The following is a 15,509-nucleotide window of genomic DNA, read 5'->3' as shown; positions in this document are numbered from 1 at the left end:
CCGTGCGCAACGTGCTCAACCTGCTGCGCGCGTGCTTCCAGGATGCCGTAGAACGCCACATCATCCTGGCGAACCCAGCGGCCGGGGTGCACCCGCCGAAGCGCAGGGCGGACCTGCGGCGCGCCGCCGAGCAGGCCCGGGACGCGGCGGTGGAAGCTGCGCGTAAAGTGCTTGACGACTCGCGCGGCATCGTGTGGTTCGCGACCGTGACCGACCTGGAGGCGCACATCAAGTCGGCAATCCAAACGCTGGAAGCCGCCCTGCGCGGGGGAGGTGGGGGATGAAAGCGCGTCGTGCGGGCGAGAGTCTGTCATCGTGGAACAAGCGCGTTGCCGCCCACAACCGCACCATGGCCGCGCGCCCCGGGCACCATTGGCGCATCCTTGCCCATTCGCGCGCCGAAGACTTCGCGATCGAGGAACGGAGCGACCTGTGCTTCGACGAACTTGTGATCGATCACTGGCTGCACATCGAGCAGATGACCACGCGAACGTGGTGGATGCGTGTCGGGCCGTTCGTTCTGTGGGTGACGGTGTACAAGAGCGGGCGCGTGTCGATGTGCGTGGAGGACGAGACGGGTGCGACGATCGCAGAACGAAAGCGAGTAGTGCCATGACCCCGCCGAGTGACGGACTTCACGTCTTCACCAACGATTACGAGTGGGTCGTTGCCGCCGACATCGACGACGCGTGGGCTGTCTGGTGTAATACGACGGGAGAAAATCGCGAAGACTATCCCGATAGCGAGTGGGAGATGCTACCCGACGACTCGATGCTGGCCATCTGGCTCGACGACACGACACCGACAACTGACTGCGGCTGCGGGGCCAGGGCCAAGGCGCACCAAGCCGTTGCGGACGCTTACAACACAGCGGCGACGAACTACGTTGGCTTCATGGCGAAGGTAGGAGCGAGGCTGAAGGACTTGCCGCCGATGCCGCAACCGAAGGACGCCCCAGGTCCGAACGGCCACTACGATGACTGCCCAGTCGGCCACCCGCGCAAGACGTGTGCGGAGTGGTGCCAGTCGGATGGACGCGGATACCTTTGCACTACGGAGTATTGAGCAATGGCAGACAAGACAGAATCGAAACCTTCGTTTTGGGCCAGCGACAGCGAGGAGTCGTTTTCGTGCGGCCCGTTCGACACGCGCGAGGAGGCCATGGCCGCAGCCGTCGCGGAGTTCGATCTGGAGCCCGGCGACAACTTCTGGACGTGCGAGGCTGACTACACGACCGAAACGTATCCACCCGTTGCGGACCGCGTGATCGAGGATGCACAAGAGCGCGCCTGCGACGACACACTCGGAGCCGACTGGGTAGAGACGTGGCTCGACGATGTTCCGCGCGGGGAGATGGAGGATCTCGACGCGATGCTCGAAGCCACCTGGAACACGTGGCTCGACAAGTACAATCTCAGGCCGCAGTGGTTCACGTCGTGCAAGGTTCAGGCGCACAAGGTGCCAGAAGGAGAAAAGCCGTGAGCGAAGGCGAGAAGTGCGAACGCTGCGGGAGCATCGGCACGGACAGGCGCACGTTGTGCATGGCGTGCTTCTACGATATGCGCGAGCTTGGCATCCCTCTGATGCCGATCGGGCTGCATGGCGTCGTCGTGAAGTCCTGCGGTGACGACCCGAAGTTCGGCTGTGCGGAGTTCGAGGCTCCTCCGTACAAGTGGGAGGAACAGGCGACGACGTATGGCCTGTTCTCGATGCGCGTGTGCAAGGGGTGCCGCGGTGAATGGATGGAGGCCGTCCAGAAGTGGTTCCGATCAGAGCCTGATTCGACATGCCGGTACAACAACGACCAGACGGACGCGCCGTCCGATCTCGGCGTTCTCATGGCGAAGTATGAAGCGCTCCGGGTAGAATCGATCGCTTTGCAGCAACAGATCGGGGACACGCTCCGACGTGTGCGCGAAGGCTCGTTGTGAGCGAGGACTGGTTCTCGAACGACGCGCTGTTCTTCGATCAGCTGAAGAAGGGCTACGCGTGGCAGCACCTGCCCGCCGTCTTCTTCCGGTGCTCGGGGCTCGCCGTCGAGATCCCCAACCTAACGGTGCGGCAGGACGTATCGGAAGCGAGCCGGTGGACGAAGTCCGATACCGACCTGATCGTTGATGGGCACGTCATCGAGATCAAGAGCCGCGGGGAGCGGTTCACCTGCGCTGCCGACTTCCCCTACGACGAACCCTTTGTAGACACCGTTGCGGGCTACGATGCGAAGAAGCCCCCGCCGGTCGCCTACGTGTTCGTCAGCCAGATCACCGGAGCGATGCTCGCGATCAACAGTCAAACCAAGACGTTTTTCCGGATCGTGGCCAAACACGATCGGGTACGCAACATCGACGAGAACTTCTACGTCTGTCAGCGATCCGCGCTCAGGACGATGGACCAGCTCGTCCGCTACATCAAGCAGGGCTGCACGTGACGGGATTCTGGACACTCGGGTTTACCATTGGGCTCATGTCCCTCACGGCAGGCGATCGTGTGCTCCTCATCGGGGACTCCCAAGCGTTCCTGCTCTCGCACGAGTTTCCTGTTCTCGCCACGCGTGACGGCGTCACGTTCAAAGCGGTCGTCGCTCCTGGCTCCAGCGTCATTTCCTGGGCTTCTGACGGCCCGCTGTGGGCCATGGCCGCGCAGTTCCGTCCCACCGCTGTGCTGGTCAGTCTGGGCTCGAACGATGCGTATATGGGGCCGTCCGTTGTCCGCAACGAGGGGCCGTTCCTGGCCCGCGTGTCGAAGCGGCTGGATGGGCTCGGGGCTCGTGAGGTCGTCTGGCTTGGGCCTCCGAAGCTCAGGCGAGCGGCCAAGGGGCTGGAAGCGTTTGTGCAAATGGTGAGCAGGACGGGGTTTAGGTACCTGGATGCGCGAGAAATCGAAGTTGGTATGTGGGACGACCAGCTTCACTGTTCCAGGCCCCAATACGCAGGGGATCGGGCAGACGGATGTCGAGTCTGGGCAACGTGGGCATGGCAGCTTCTGGTTCACCCGGCACCGGCTTCCGGCCAGGGAGCCAAGCAGCCTTGAGCCCCCTGTGCTCCTTGCCTTCGGCATCGACCGTCGTGCCGTAGGTGACGACGATGCCCGCCTTGCGCAGCGCCGTCGCGTACATCGCGTCCATCTCCTCGGCGGCTCCGCTGCGACCCCCGCGTGCGTAGCCCTTGAACAGCGCCAGGGTCGTGTGCGCCCGCCGATGCCGGTTGAGCAGCACGAGCGCGCGCTCCGTCGCCAGCGCATTGCTTTCACAGAGCTGCTCGCGCGTGTAGTCGCCGAACGCCCCGCTCCCGGTGCGCAACTGAAAAAGTGAAATACTCATTCCGCGATCACAATACTGGCTACCGACGAAGCAGGCCGAGCAGTCCTGGACCTTGGACCAGAACCCGCTCTCGTGCCCCGAGACGGCTGCCAGGGCCAGCGCTGATGCTTCGCGGCCCGCTTCTCCGCGGACAGGGGTTTGGGGCGCTGCATCGACGGCTTCCCACTGATCAAAGGCCACTTGGTGAAGTCGCACCTGATCTTCAGGCAATTTCCCTCGGGTAGCGGCGAACATCAGGATGATACCGAACAAAATCTCGACAAATTGCATGGTTGTCGCTCCTTCGACACCATGCGTATCACGAGCTGTCCCGTTCCTCCAACTTGTTTCAGTATCGGCGGATTCTGCGGCGGCGGTTCGGGGCTGCTCGCCTTTTTTTCGTCCCGGCCCAGATCCCCACACCGACAAGGGCCGCGATCGCCGCGATGAGCACCCATCTTGTGACGGACCCTGCTCTGCCCGGTAGATCCACACCCGGCTTCAACGGCTGGACGATGGAGAACCTGTTTTTCGGCGCAATGGAGACCTTGGCCTTGGGAGCAGCCGGTACGAGGTCGAGCTTCAGTGCCCTCACGGACAACATCTTCTTGGCGGGAGCGCCCTGGGCAGGGAAAGGGATGGTTCCCTTGGACTGCTGCCACCGCATGGCATAGTGCGCGTTGTGCGCCGTCATCGCGCCAATGACGAGTGGGAGCACCCGGCGCAAAGCCTCCAGCCTCTGACTAAGAAGCTCTTGCGCAACGCCTGCGCAGACCCTGGAATCGTTGGAGGCCGCGATGCTCTTGCACGCTTCCGGCCCACCTTTCTGGTCGATGTACAGGTTGAAGGCGCAGTTGTCGGAGCTGTTCTCGTAGTTCAGCTTGAACAGGTCGTACGTCAAGAACAGCTTGAGAGGCTTGGATCCCTCCGGGAGCATAGGGGGCGAGTACCCGGACATGTCTTCGCCCGACAGGCCCACCGGACCCGCGATGAACTTTCTCGTAAGCGACATCACAGAAACAGGCTTCAACGTTTTCGCGATCTCAGGATCCACAAGCTGGACGCTGGAGGCTATCCCTCGTGAGAACGCCTGCACCCAGCTGCTCTTGTTGAGGAACACCAGCCTGTTTGTCGAAATGGTCTTCTGAAACCCGTTTGGGTCAGTCCACAGGGAAAGCTCGACGAAGGCTTCCTCCAGGCCGAAGGTTTTCGGTGGGCACTCGCATCCCCCGTCCTTGACGCACGCCATCGTGAAGCCCTTGGGCGCGTAGCCCTCCGTGACCGCCCAGCCCTTGGGCGCGTAGCCCTGGGAGGCTTTCAACGCACTGAGGAGCTTTGCCCTCGACGGCGCGTTCAGGGTAGCGGGGACATCTCCCCTTGCGATCATCGCGGCGATACTCAGGAATGGGGCGTCGATGCAGACCGCAGACCAGGGCAGCCCCGCCTCGGCCCTTTGGGTGTCCCAGAGTTTGGTGATGTCGGCGAGGAGTTTCCCGACGCCCTTCGCATACTGGGAATAGAGGGTCTCTATGTTGGTCCAGCAGGATCCTGAGTTGGCACCGATGCACTTGATTGCTTCCGAAATGGGGCCAAGCAGACCGGAGGCGAACTGAAAACCGGACAGGTACCAGATCACATCCCCCACGGGCTCGCCGTACTGGCCGCATTGCTTTGTGAACGCGCCCCCGCCGTACATGTAGTTGAAGACTTGGCAAACCACGGTGGAAATGCAGGAGTGCGCCAGCTCGACGCAGGGCTCGGGATCGGTGCCTCCTTTGCTCCTACACCAATCGTCGTTGATCTCGCCCCCTTCTCTCATGCGCTTCTGAAACTGGTGACAGTCACCCGCGCTGCTCCCCCAGTATGATTCCTCGCACTGCTCGTACTCTTTCGTTTTCCCCGCAAGGATCAGCGACTCGCACCCAGACTCGTCGCCCTTGTCTTCCTCCCCGAGCCCGCGCAATGGCTCGGGCACGTTGTTGAAGATGCCAAACGGTCTACGTGCGCGCATGAGCATGTCCTCTCAAGTCCGTCTGAACGTGATGGTCGGCTTGCGCCGTCTGACTGGGCGCGCAGGGGCAACACGGCTCATCACGCCGCTCGCCCGCGGCCTCACACCGTTGAGGGGCAGGAAGCGCAGCCTGCCGAGCCCGGACAGGGAGACTGCGGGTGGCTCCTTGCTGCACGTTGCGGTCTGCCAAATGACGCCCGCCCACGATGCGTAGCCCAGCCCGGTGGGGTGCAGGTTGTCGGGCCCCCGCGGGATGGCGAACCTGCTCGACTCGAACACCGGCACCCCGGTCTGCCTCACGAGCGCCGAGAACCTGTCTGCGAAGGGCAGCGTCGGGGGAAGGATCCAGTAGACGATCGCTCCGGTCGCCCGGATGATGTCGATCATGGCGGCGATGTTGGCGGAGAGCTGCGGGGCCTGGGTGTTTCCCGCCGTGTCGTTCGTGCCCAGCGAGACCAGGACGATGGTCGGCTGAAACGCTGCGATCTGCGCTTTGAACTCCGCGTTGCCCACCCAGAAGCCGGTCGTCGTGCTGATCTGGGACGCCGCATCGAAGTCTGCTCCGACGCTGGTGCAGAGCTTCTTCACGTAGGGGCCGAGCCCCACGGCAAGGCTGTCGCCGACCAGAAAGACGCGCGAGCCCGCCTTGATGTTCGGAACGCACCGGGCGCTTAGACTCTTGGCGATGCCGATGCCCGCAACGAGCAGCAGGCCTCCCAGGATGAGGGGCGTCGAATCTTTCATCCGTGACCTTCAAAATCCTTCGTGTCTACCACGAGCAGCGGTGGTACGGGATGAAACAGCGGGACCGATGCGTCCTTCTCGTGGTTCTTTTTGGCGAGCGCTTCGGTTTCTGTCTGTAGACGCTCGTACTGACGAGCCTCCATGGCCCCATACCCTCCGCACAACCCGACGTAGAAGGCGATCTTCATGGACGAGAGCATACAGCCTCGGGCGCTTTTCGGACAAGCGCCCCGCGTGTATGATGGGGCCATGCCGAGCGCGTGGTTCAATCCCTGTGGCGTCCCCTACCGGCTGTGGGAGGACGGGCGGATCGAGGTCGAAGGCCAGGGGTTCCCCTCCTGGGACATCGCAAGCGCGCGCGCTCAGAAGATGGCCACAAACGTCTGGGGCCGCTGGGGCGCGGCCATCCAGAACGCTGCCGAGATCAACGGCATCCCGCCGTCCTGGCTTGTGGGCATCATGCAGATCGAATCGGGCGGCAACCCCACGGTGTGCAGCGACGCTGGCGCGTGCGGCCTGATGCAGTTCATCCCGATGACGTGCCGGATGTACGGTCACGAGCCGCAGTTCTACAACGAGCACCCGGAGCAGCAGATCATCGACGCGGGCAACCTCATCGTGAAGATGACGAAGAACTTCGGTGGCTCGGTACTCGCGGCGGTGAAGGCGTACAACGGTTGCGGGAAGCCCGCAGAGACGTGCGCCTGCAACGACACCGGCATGGCTGATGGCCCTGGCATCCTGGGCATGTACGGCCAGCACGACTACGTGGCGAACTTCGTGCGCGCCGCCAACACCTTCGTCGCCCTCGGCTTGTCCGCGCCTCGGCAGGCTGGGGCGAGCGGGGCGATGCAGGTCGCGGTCATCTTCTTCGTGCTCGGGGCCGTGGGGTACATGCTCGCCGACATCCACTGGGGGTTGACGAATAGCTAACGAGATGCTACCGTTCTCTACCAGACGCCATGAAGTTGGTTCCACTGCGGATGGCCTGCCAGATTCTTGGCATGTGCCCGAACACGATCCGGAAGTACGCCGATGAAGGGCTCATCAAACACGTGCGCAACGCTGCTGGCCAGCGGCTTCTCGATGTCGATTCCTTCGTCAAGGACGGCCTGCCTCCAGCTATTGTCTGCTACTGCCGGGTCTCCTCTCCCAAGCAGAAGGATGACCTCGCAAGACAGATCATCTACATGCGACAGCGCTTCCCGAACGCAGAAATTGTCAAAGACATCGGGAGTGGGCTCAACTTCAAGCGTAAAGGATTGCTCTCCCTACTGGACCGACTGGCACGCGGAGCAAAGCTCACGGTTGTGGTTGCCCACAAGGACCGCCTTGCCCGCTTTGGTGTCGAACTTCTCGGGCATCTTCTCGAACATAACGGTGGAGAACTCGTGGTTCTCAATCAGACTGAACACAGCCCCGAGCGGGAGCTTTCCGACGATCTTCTTGCCATCGTTCACGTCTTCTCTTGCCGAATGCACGGCCTCAGACGATACGCTGCTCAAATCAAAGAAGATCCGGATCTACCCCACTGACCAGCAGGCAGGCGTCTTCCGCCGATGGCTCGGGACCTCGCGCGTCGCGTTCAACGCAGCGGTCGCCTTCCTCCGAACGCCCGGCACCAAGGCGAACTGGAAGAAGATCAAGACGGGCCTGCTCAAGGCGTTGCCGCCATGGTCCGAGGAGACGCCCTACCAGATCCGATCCGTGGCAATGAGGGACGCGTGCAGGGCGGTGTCGGCGGCGAAGCGCAAGTTCATGGAGACGGGCGAGTTTCAAGAGGTGGGCTTCAGGTCCAGGAAACAACCCGTGCAGTCATGTTTCATTCCGAAGAGTGCATTCCGTCGTGGAGGAATATACCCGACTCTCTCCAAGGGCGAGATCCGAATGGTCGAGGAGGTGCCGAAGGGACACGGTGATCTGCGGTTGGTACGTGCAAGAGGGCGTTGGTTTCTGATCGTTCCCGTACAGCAGAAGCGATGCGCAGCCGAAAACCAAGGGCGCGTCGTTGCTCTCGATCCCGGGGTGCGATCCTTCCAAACGTTCTACGCCGAGACAGGTTGTGGCAAGCTCGGAGACGGTGACTTTGGACAGATTCAGCGGCTATGCGCGCACATCGACGATCTGATCTCCAGGCGCAAGCTGGAGACGCAGCGCTTCCGAAAACGGAACTTGCGCCGCGCGATTCTGAACATGCAGAGCAGGCTCCACAACCTCGTGGACGAGCTGCATCACAAGGTGGCGGCATTTCTAGTGAAGAGCTTCGACGTGATCATCCTGCCTCCGTTCGAGACGCAGGAGATGGTGCAACGAGGTGCGCGTAAGCTCCGGGCGAAGTCGGTGCGTTCGATGCTGACGTTTGCCCACTACCGTTTCAGGATGTTTCTGAAGCACAAGGCATTCGAGTACGGCAAGCTCGTGCTCGATCAGAACGAGGCTTGGACGAGCAAGACGGTATCGTGGACGGGTGAAGTGAACGCCAAGCTCGGCGGCTCGAAGGTGGTGCGCTCGGCGAAGACGGGACTCTCGATGGATCGAGACTACAATGGCGCTCGCGGGATCTTCCTGCGAGCTTTGGGAGATCAACCCGTCCTTCGGGGTAACCTGAAGGATGCATCGGCATTAGATGTTGCACCGGCAGCGTCTGGTAGCGAAAAATGATCGGGCTCACCCCGAAGATCCTCCGGGCGGTGCACGCGTGAGAACCCAGATCGACATCTTTACGCGACCGTATTGCGAGCATTGCGAAAAAGCGAAGGCGCAGATCATGGCGTCGGACCCGGCCTCCCACGGCGTCACGGTCAACGTTCACGACGCGGGCGAGGACTCGGCCATCAAGCAGGTGCCGCTCATCATCATCGGGGACGAGCCTCAGATCGACGGGTACTACGCTTCGGCCATCGAGCAGGCCCTATCGAACTTGTACGCGTCCCTTTCGCCGGAAGTCCCAGACGAAGAGACGCCGCCTGACGAAACGGAGTCCGAGATCGTCATCACGCAACCCCCTGTGATCCAAGCATCCGTGGCCTCCTCGCCACGCGCAGCCGTCGTGGTCATCGCAGCGATCCTTGGCTTCCTCGCCTATCGTGCGATGACGGCGCGTTGACAAATTCTTGTTGTTCGGCTAATCATTCTTCGCATGTCCCAAAAGAAGATCGAGAAGGCGCGTTCGTCGCTCTACGACTTGTTTTTTGCGACGCTCAGGCCGCTCTACTCGAAAGAGATCACGGACAAGCTCGCGGAGGCGCACTGCGAGGCGCACAAGCAGTTCCTGCACGAGATGTACCTGGACGCGGGAGGGGATCGCCGGGGCGGGGCGCGCAAGGTGGCCCGGGACGGTAAGCCGATGGGTAAGGTGCAGAAGAAGCGTTCTGGGCTCATGCAGCGGGCCAAGAAGGTGATCGGCAAGAGCAAGGTCATCGTGAGCAAGTCCAAGGCTGCGCCGATGCAGGACGTGAAGCGCGAGATCCTGAGCTACCTGAGTGGGTTCGCGGAGCCGGTCGCGCTGGCGGAGATCCATGGCTCGCTCGCCACACAGTTCGACTGGTCGATCTCGCAGGTGAAGCGCGCGATGCGGGAGCTTCGGGAGAGCAAGCAGGTGGAGCAGATCGGGTCCAAGAAGTTTGCGAAGTATCAGGTGACCGCGCCGTTCGTGCAGATGGCCCCCGCGGAGGCAGCGGCGGAGGGGCAGGCGTGAGCGCAGAGCGTGTAGCGGTCATTGGGCACGGCACGGTAGGGGCCGCGATGGCAGAGTGGCTCGCGAGCAGATGCGAGCTGTCCGTCTACGATCCGGCGAAGGGCTACAACGACTGGGATGCGGTTGCCGATTGTCAAGTCGCATTCGTGTGCGTGCCGACTCCTGAACGCGCCGATGGAGCATGCGATGTGTCGGCTGTCGAAGATGCTGTGCGCAAGCTGTCCGCTCGCGAGGGCATCATCGTCGTCATTCGCTCAACCGTGGCCCCGGGGACTACCGCGGCGCTACAAGCCAAGCATCCTACCTTGGCGATCCTATTCATGCCAGAGTTCTTGTCCGACGCAACAGCAGTGGACGACTTTCTACACCCCGCGCGCCACGTTGTGGGGTTTGCGGGCAGCAGAGACGCTCAAGTTCTTCATCGGGTGTTGTCGCTACTGCCGCCAGCCGGGTTCGTCTTGCTGATGAAAAGCACAGAGGCAGAACTCGTCAAGTATTTCGCCAACTGCTGGTACGCGGTGAAGGTGTCGTTCGCCAACCAGATGTACGACATGTCGCAAGCGATTGGGGCACAGTACGAGGATATACGTCGAGCGGCGGAAGTGGACCCGATGTGTGGGCCGACGCACTTGGACGTGTTCCACAAGGGGTATAGGGGGTTCGGTGGGAAATGCCTGCCGAAGGATACGAACGCTATGCTCGTTGCCGCCGCTAGTGTTGGGGTGGACATGAGCGTTCTGCGCGCTGCGAAAGAGTACAACGACACACTGACGAATGCGGGGAAGTGATGTCGATTTACCTGAGCAACCCCACTCCTCAGAAGATTGAAGAGTTCTCTCGCAGCAAAGTTAGGGCGGTTTCATTCCCGCCGGATAGAGTGCTTTGCCACACGCTTGGGATGTTCAAGACGTTCGTGCTCTCTTCGGACACGACGTTTGCGCCACATGTCGTGTTCGATGGCTACTGGGAAAGCTGGATAACAGCTGCCATGTGCGGGATCATCCGTCGCGGGATGCACGTCGTGGAAATCGGCGCGAACGTTGGCTACTACACTATGCTGTTCGCTCATCTCGTTGGTGAGAACGGACACGTGGACGCGTTCGAGCCGAACCCACAGCTGGTTCCCTTGCTGATGGATAATCTGAGGCTCAACGGGCTCTCTGCCGTCACTGACGTACACGAGTGCGCGGTGAGCGATGTCTGCGGAAGTCACGATCTCAGGTGCCCGCCCCGTTCTCCCATGGAAGGGTCTATCGTTTGCGGCGCTGACGACTGGATGTCGCTGGACGTGAAAGTGGCGAATCTTGACTTCGCCCTGTCGAGTGTTCCAGACGTGATATTCTGCGGCGCGTGCGGGGCTGAACCAGAGGTCGTGTCGGGAGCTTCCGGTATCCTATCCACAGAGAAGCCTCCGATCTTTGTGTGCAGCTGGCGTCCTCACTACGCGAAGAGGTTCGGTGTTGAGATGATGGAGGGCGGGTACGACGCTTGGGAGATAAGCTCCAGCGGCGTCGCGTGCCCAGTATCTGTGGAGAAGTTGCAGAGGCTGGGGTGCGCGACCACGGTGTTCAAGAAGCGGAGCGTCGCGTGAGCCAGACGATCCTTGCGTACTACGCGGACGGGATCTACGTCGGCATGGCGCTGATAAGCGCATGCTGCGCGAGACGCGCAGATCCTGATATGACGGTGATCGTCTACAGCCCCCAGAAGTATGCCAGAGACTTCCCGGACTGGATAGAGCACCGCCCTGTGGATGACGAGTATCCGCAGCACTACATTCGCAAGCCCAGATCGTGGTTGCACCTACTCAGCTGCGCAGGCGACAGGGAGGTCGTGCTTCTCGACGCGGACACCGTGCCACTTGCTTCGCTGCATGAAGGGATCAAGGAGTCTCACAGGACCGGGCTGGCAGCCGTAGTGGACAACTCCTCGTACATGCAGGTGCATTCAAGCACGGTAGAGCTTAGGCACGACCATGCCAGATGCAGAAGCGATCTTGGCAGTCGTCTGGACATCTGCCCCGATTCGGGTGCAGAATTGAAGAGTTTCTTCAACTTGCCAGAACAGGACGCACTGAACAGGAGGCCGTACTTCGGGGCAGCATTCTTGTTTGTGCGACGGTGTGAGAAGGTGATCCAGATGTTTCAGCGCACGTCGGAGTTCGGTATTGCGCATCCGAACGCGCGAGCCTTGGCGATCCTTCCTGAGAATACTCCGATGAACTGCGCAGCGATGGAAGCGGACATTTCTCCTGTGCAACTGGATCCGGAAAAGTACAGCCTGATGTCAGACACGCCTGGGAAGGTGATTCTGCACATGGATGGGCCAAAGCGGTTCGGTCGGCGCGTCAGTCGCGACGTGGGTAGGTATCGAGAATACGTCGAGCAGGCACTGAGCCGAGAACATCTACTACATCACCCGATGGTGCAAACCGTGTGGTAACAGGCGGTATCCGTGGAGACAAAGATCATGATGCGCGCAGCAACCACCACGGCTCCTAGAATAGGGATCGGGTATGGATATTGCGAGCAGACGCTGCGCGAGATGGTCGAGAAAGATCCGACTTTTCAGGCCACGAACATGGGGGTATTCGTCGATCATCATATCGTACCATCAGTCCCGGAAGGCACGTATGTCCACGTGACCCCTCCAATCGAACTCGCGGACGCGACGCATGGAGGCATCAGGCTGACCCTGAATTTGGTGCGGGCTCTGAAGTGGATCGCGGAGACAGGTGAGCCAGGGTGCGTATTCGAGGATGACGTGATTTTGGCTCGCGATTGGTACAAGCGAGTGGAAGCGCTTGTGCGCGTCGTGTCGGGCAAGTGCGACAAGTGGATGATAACTCTGCATCACTTGTATCGACTGGAAGACTTTGATCGGGTGGATGCCACCGGCTTCGGAGAGGATCTCCTGATGAAGTGGAAGTACCCGACTGCTTTTTACGCCAACCATGGTCTGTGCATGCCTGCTGCTGTCGCGTCGCAATTTGCCATGACGATTAGCGAGAAGATGCTGTTGCCGGTCTATGGCGGGGCACTGGACTGGTACGCGGATATGGGCATCAACCGAGCCTGTGCGCTGCACAAGATCCCAATCTTCAACGCTCACCCCTGCATGTGCAAGCACATCGGGGAGGTCTCCGCGTATGGGCACAGGGCTCCGCCAGCGAGCCCGTATTTCAAGGGTTGAATCATGCCAATCATGGAAGCCATGCTTGATAGGCCAGTGTCGGAGATTTTACCGATTGTCGAGGCAGAGTTGTTCACACCGCGCCATCCGTGGCCACTGAAGTCGGTGGGCGTGCCTGCTGACATGTGGGTCATGGCGTGCGCAAAGGATATGCTGAAGCTCCTGCGAGGGATGCAGAAGGCGAAGGTACGCGACGCTCTCGCTAAAGTCCAGGAGCGCCTGATGTCCGGTCTCATGGCGTACAATGGAGTCGTGGCACTCAAGAACCCGTTCGACTTGTGGACGTATCGAGAGATCATGTACGAGCTTCGGCCAAACGCTGTCGTCGAGCTGGGTGTATCCAGGGGCGGGGCAACACTGTGGCTTGCTGACACGTGCCAGAGCATCGGGAAGGGCTTCGTCGTAGGTGTGGACAAGAGCTTCGCGATGCTGCACGAGACGGTTCCGAGGCACCCTAGAATCAAGCTGGTGCAGGGGGATGTCATCGCGAGATTCGGAGATGTGAAGAAACTGTGCAGCGGAGCGGAGACGGTTCTCGTGATTGAGGACACGGCGCACACGTATGAACACACGCTGAGCGTGATGCGAACCTATGGAGACGTGGTAACGTGCGGCAGCTATCTGATCGTGGAAGATACGATTTGCCATCACGGGTTGAACGTCGGCCATTCTCCTGGCCCCTATGAGGCGGTCGCGGCATTTCTGGCCGAAAACAAAAAGTTTGCAAGCGACAGGGATCGGGAGCGGTTCTGTGTTACATGGAACCCAACTGGTTTTTTGAAACGGGAGAACGAAAATGCACGCACAGAGCTACAATAGACTAGCGGAGTTCGCGAAGAAGGTGCCGAAGCATGCGGTGGTCCTGGATGTTGGAGCCTACGACGTAAATGGGAACCTGCGCGGGCTGTTTGGCCCGAAGTACATCGGGTTCGACATCGAGAAAGGTCCGAACGTAGACATCGTCGAGAAGGAACCATTCAAGATCCCGCTGGCCGACGCAAGCGTGGATGCAGTGGTTTCAGCGAACAGCCTGGAACACGTCTCTATGCCATGGAAGCTCGTGCTTGAGATGGATCGCGTGCTTCGCCCGAGTGGGCTACTGTGCATCAGCGCCGCCTGGGCATGGGGGTACCATGCGTATCCGACCGACTGCTGGCGCTTCTCGCACGACGCGTACAAGGTGCTGTTCGGGGAGTGGATGATCGAGAACGGTAGGAAGTCCTACGTCATCGTGGACAACCGCATCGAAGGTCTCGACTCATTCTTCGAGGCGATCAAGCCGTAGCTCTTCGCTCTCTCTGCCGCAGAGCGGCCCGAAGCTCCAGGGCGTGGATGCTGTGGTCTACCTTGCAGACGCCGAACCCAGAGAAGTGCAGCGTAGGTAGCAGCGCTTTGGGGTCCGGGATGAGATCCCAGGCAATACGCATGCTGGGGAACTGGTCATAGTTCACGTCGTCGAAGAAGATGAGCCCTCCGTCTTTCACCATGCTTCGGTAGCACACGTATTCTGGGTACATGTGATTGATGTGGTGTTCGCCGTCGATGACAGCGATGTCGAACGGCCCGAACCGGCGGATTTGATCCGCCAGAGCCATGGAAGTACCCGTGAACGCCGTGATGTTCTTCACCGGAAGAAGCGCGACGCAGTTCTTTGAGTTCGGGTCCGGGTCCATTGTGTAGACGTGGCCCTGCGGGTTGCCGCAGGCGAGGTGTACAGCAGAACCTGCCATGTGAGTCCCAATATCTACAACACGCGCTGGCCCATGCCTTTGAATGAACTCGTGGAAGAATCTGTAATATAGCCAGCCCTCATTTCCCATGCACACGTTTTTCATCCAGTCGGGCCGCGTATCAGGGATGGAAGCGATGGTATTTGCGAGTTGCTCAATAGAGGCCAGATCCATGTTGCCAGCTCCTTATCAGCGAGTGGGGTCAGACGCGGTTCCCGTACGACATCGTAGGGTACTCGTCCCTGGTTGGTAGGTCAATCACCTCGCGAAGCTCGCCGTTCACGAACACGCGCACCGAGAGCAGGCCCCGGTCGATCCGGATGCCGTACGCTGTGGTTCCGGTGTCGCTGTTCTCGATCTGGATGCGCTTCGCGATCTGCTCGAACTGCTGGACGGCGATCTCAAGCCTCGTCCTTCTCACGCAGGCCAGCGACTCGGCGCTACGGGCGCATGCAGGCGGCACAGACGGCCTCGGCAGGGAGCGGCACCGCAGGGGTTGTGGACGAGCGAAGCGCTGTCGGAAGGGCATCGGGTGGCCTCGGGGACGGTGCCAGTTGAGCCTCAAGGATCCCCCTGGATCTTGACCTTCCGCCCGTACTTGCGCAGCAGCAGGGCTTTGGCACAATCGCACTTGTGCGCTCCATCCACCTCCGAGTTCTTGCACGTCGCGCAGCCCCTGTCGCGTTCGTCCGGTAGCGCAGCCGTGTCCCCGTCCCACTGCTCATCTTCGAGTATGTCGAGCGCGATGCTCAGGTCAGCCAAGGCCTCGTTGTGCAGGTCCGATATGCGCTGCGTTTCATCCGGCAACATGATGTTCGGTTCTTCGTCCCTACTCAT

Annotated in this window: 24 protein-coding genes; 17 read left to right on the top strand and 7 right to left on the bottom strand. The window is 60.7% G+C overall.

Annotated features, from left to right (window positions below; translation table 11 throughout):
- From WC683_03165 to WC683_03140, 6 genes are all read left to right on the top strand, one after another.
- A partial coding sequence (locus WC683_03165) for a hypothetical protein (GenBank protein MFA4971588.1) occupies positions 1–284 on the top strand: 284 nt, incomplete at its 5' end.
- Entirely contained in the window at positions 281–616 is a 336-nt protein-coding gene (locus WC683_03160) for a hypothetical protein (GenBank protein ID MFA4971587.1), read from the top strand. The genes WC683_03165 and WC683_03160, both read left to right, overlap by 4 nt.
- A complete protein-coding gene (locus WC683_03155) occupies positions 613–1,065 on the top strand; it encodes a hypothetical protein (protein MFA4971586.1) in 453 nt (150 codons plus the stop codon). Before WC683_03160 ends, WC683_03155 begins: the two co-directional genes overlap by 4 nt.
- Before the next feature lie 3 nt (positions 1,066–1,068).
- Positions 1,069–1,482, top strand: coding sequence for a hypothetical protein (locus WC683_03150; protein MFA4971585.1), 414 nt, complete (start codon positions 1,069–1,071; stop codon positions 1,480–1,482).
- Positions 1,479–1,931, top strand: a complete 453-nt coding sequence (locus tag WC683_03145; GenBank protein MFA4971584.1) for a hypothetical protein — start codon at positions 1,479–1,481, stop codon at positions 1,929–1,931. Before WC683_03150 ends, WC683_03145 begins: the two co-directional genes overlap by 4 nt.
- Positions 1,928–2,428 carry a hypothetical protein gene (locus WC683_03140; protein MFA4971583.1) on the top strand — a complete coding sequence of 167 codons (501 nt, stop codon included), beginning with the start codon at positions 1,928–1,930 and terminating at the stop codon, positions 2,426–2,428. The genes WC683_03145 and WC683_03140 overlap by 4 nt, the downstream gene beginning before the upstream one ends.
- 426 nt (positions 2,429–2,854) lie before the next feature.
- On the opposite strand, the gene WC683_03135 is transcribed toward WC683_03140, so the two are convergent.
- From WC683_03135 to WC683_03120, 4 genes are all read right to left on the bottom strand, one after another.
- Entirely contained in the window at positions 2,855–3,553 is a 699-nt protein-coding gene (locus tag WC683_03135; protein MFA4971582.1) for a hypothetical protein, read from the bottom strand.
- A gap of 94 nt (positions 3,554–3,647) precedes the next feature.
- Positions 3,648–5,309, bottom strand: coding sequence for a hypothetical protein (locus tag WC683_03130; GenBank protein ID MFA4971581.1), 1,662 nt, complete (start codon positions 5,307–5,309; stop codon positions 3,648–3,650).
- Positions 5,310–5,321: 12 nt separating this feature from the next.
- A complete protein-coding gene (locus WC683_03125) occupies positions 5,322–6,053 on the bottom strand; it encodes an SGNH/GDSL hydrolase family protein (protein ID MFA4971580.1) in 732 nt (243 codons plus the stop codon).
- Positions 6,050–6,253, bottom strand: coding sequence for a hypothetical protein (locus WC683_03120; GenBank protein ID MFA4971579.1), 204 nt, complete (start codon positions 6,251–6,253; stop codon positions 6,050–6,052). The genes WC683_03125 and WC683_03120 overlap by 4 nt, the downstream gene beginning before the upstream one ends.
- On the opposite strand from WC683_03120, the gene WC683_03115 reads away from it, so the two are divergent.
- From WC683_03115 to WC683_03065, 11 genes are all read left to right on the top strand, one after another.
- Positions 6,240–6,986, top strand: coding sequence for a transglycosylase SLT domain-containing protein (locus WC683_03115; protein ID MFA4971578.1), 747 nt, complete (start codon positions 6,240–6,242; stop codon positions 6,984–6,986). The genes WC683_03120 and WC683_03115 overlap by 14 nt on opposite strands.
- A gap of 29 nt (positions 6,987–7,015) precedes the next feature.
- Entirely contained in the window at positions 7,016–7,588 is a 573-nt protein-coding gene (locus WC683_03110; GenBank protein ID MFA4971577.1) for an IS607 family transposase, read from the top strand.
- Positions 7,500–8,714 (top strand): transposase, encoded by a 1,215-nt coding sequence (locus tag WC683_03105; protein MFA4971576.1) that lies wholly within the window; start codon positions 7,500–7,502, stop codon positions 8,712–8,714. Before WC683_03110 ends, WC683_03105 begins: the two co-directional genes overlap by 89 nt.
- 37 nt (positions 8,715–8,751) lie before the next feature.
- Entirely contained in the window at positions 8,752–9,159 is a 408-nt protein-coding gene (locus tag WC683_03100; protein ID MFA4971575.1) for a hypothetical protein, read from the top strand.
- Positions 9,160–9,192: 33 nt separating this feature from the next.
- Entirely contained in the window at positions 9,193–9,750 is a 558-nt protein-coding gene (locus tag WC683_03095) for a hypothetical protein (GenBank protein MFA4971574.1), read from the top strand.
- Positions 9,747–10,538, top strand: coding sequence for a hypothetical protein (locus WC683_03090; GenBank protein MFA4971573.1), 792 nt, complete (start codon positions 9,747–9,749; stop codon positions 10,536–10,538). The genes WC683_03095 and WC683_03090 overlap by 4 nt, the downstream gene beginning before the upstream one ends.
- Positions 10,539–10,627: 89 nt before the next feature.
- Positions 10,628–11,341: an FkbM family methyltransferase gene (locus tag WC683_03085; protein MFA4971572.1), complete on the top strand. Its 714-nt coding sequence runs from the start codon at positions 10,628–10,630 to the stop codon at positions 11,339–11,341.
- Complete coding sequence (locus WC683_03080) at positions 11,338–12,192, top strand: hypothetical protein (protein MFA4971571.1); 855 nt, start codon at positions 11,338–11,340, stop codon at positions 12,190–12,192. The genes WC683_03085 and WC683_03080 overlap by 4 nt, the downstream gene beginning before the upstream one ends.
- A 12-nt stretch (positions 12,193–12,204) precedes the next feature.
- Positions 12,205–12,942: a hypothetical protein gene (locus WC683_03075; protein MFA4971570.1), complete on the top strand. Its 738-nt coding sequence runs from the start codon at positions 12,205–12,207 to the stop codon at positions 12,940–12,942.
- A gap of 3 nt (positions 12,943–12,945) precedes the next feature.
- Positions 12,946–13,761 carry a CmcI family methyltransferase gene (locus WC683_03070; protein ID MFA4971569.1) on the top strand — a complete coding sequence of 272 codons (816 nt, stop codon included), beginning with the start codon at positions 12,946–12,948 and terminating at the stop codon, positions 13,759–13,761.
- Positions 13,739–14,227: a class I SAM-dependent methyltransferase gene (locus WC683_03065; protein MFA4971568.1), complete on the top strand. Its 489-nt coding sequence runs from the start codon at positions 13,739–13,741 to the stop codon at positions 14,225–14,227. The genes WC683_03070 and WC683_03065 overlap by 23 nt, the downstream gene beginning before the upstream one ends.
- On the opposite strand, the gene WC683_03060 is transcribed toward WC683_03065, so the two are convergent.
- The 3 genes from WC683_03060 to WC683_03050 form a co-directional block, all read right to left on the bottom strand.
- On the bottom strand, positions 14,217–14,762 hold the full coding sequence (locus tag WC683_03060; protein MFA4971567.1) for a class I SAM-dependent methyltransferase: 546 nt from the start codon (positions 14,760–14,762) through the stop codon (positions 14,217–14,219). The two genes, WC683_03065 and WC683_03060, sit on opposite strands and share 11 nt — an antisense overlap.
- A gap of 112 nt (positions 14,763–14,874) precedes the next feature.
- The gene (locus tag WC683_03055; protein MFA4971566.1) at positions 14,875–15,135 is read right to left on the bottom strand and encodes a hypothetical protein; all 261 of its coding nucleotides are present in this window, start codon (positions 15,133–15,135) and stop codon (positions 14,875–14,877) included.
- 98 nt (positions 15,136–15,233) lie between these two features.
- A complete protein-coding gene (locus WC683_03050; protein ID MFA4971565.1) occupies positions 15,234–15,509 on the bottom strand; it encodes a hypothetical protein in 276 nt (91 codons plus the stop codon).

Source organism: bacterium (genome assembly GCA_041648665.1).
Classification (GTDB): Bacteria; UBA10199; UBA10199; order 2-02-FULL-44-16; family JAAZCA01; genus JAFGMW01.
Note: the sequence above shows the minus strand (reverse complement) of the source record. Positions and strands in the feature narration are given on the sequence as shown.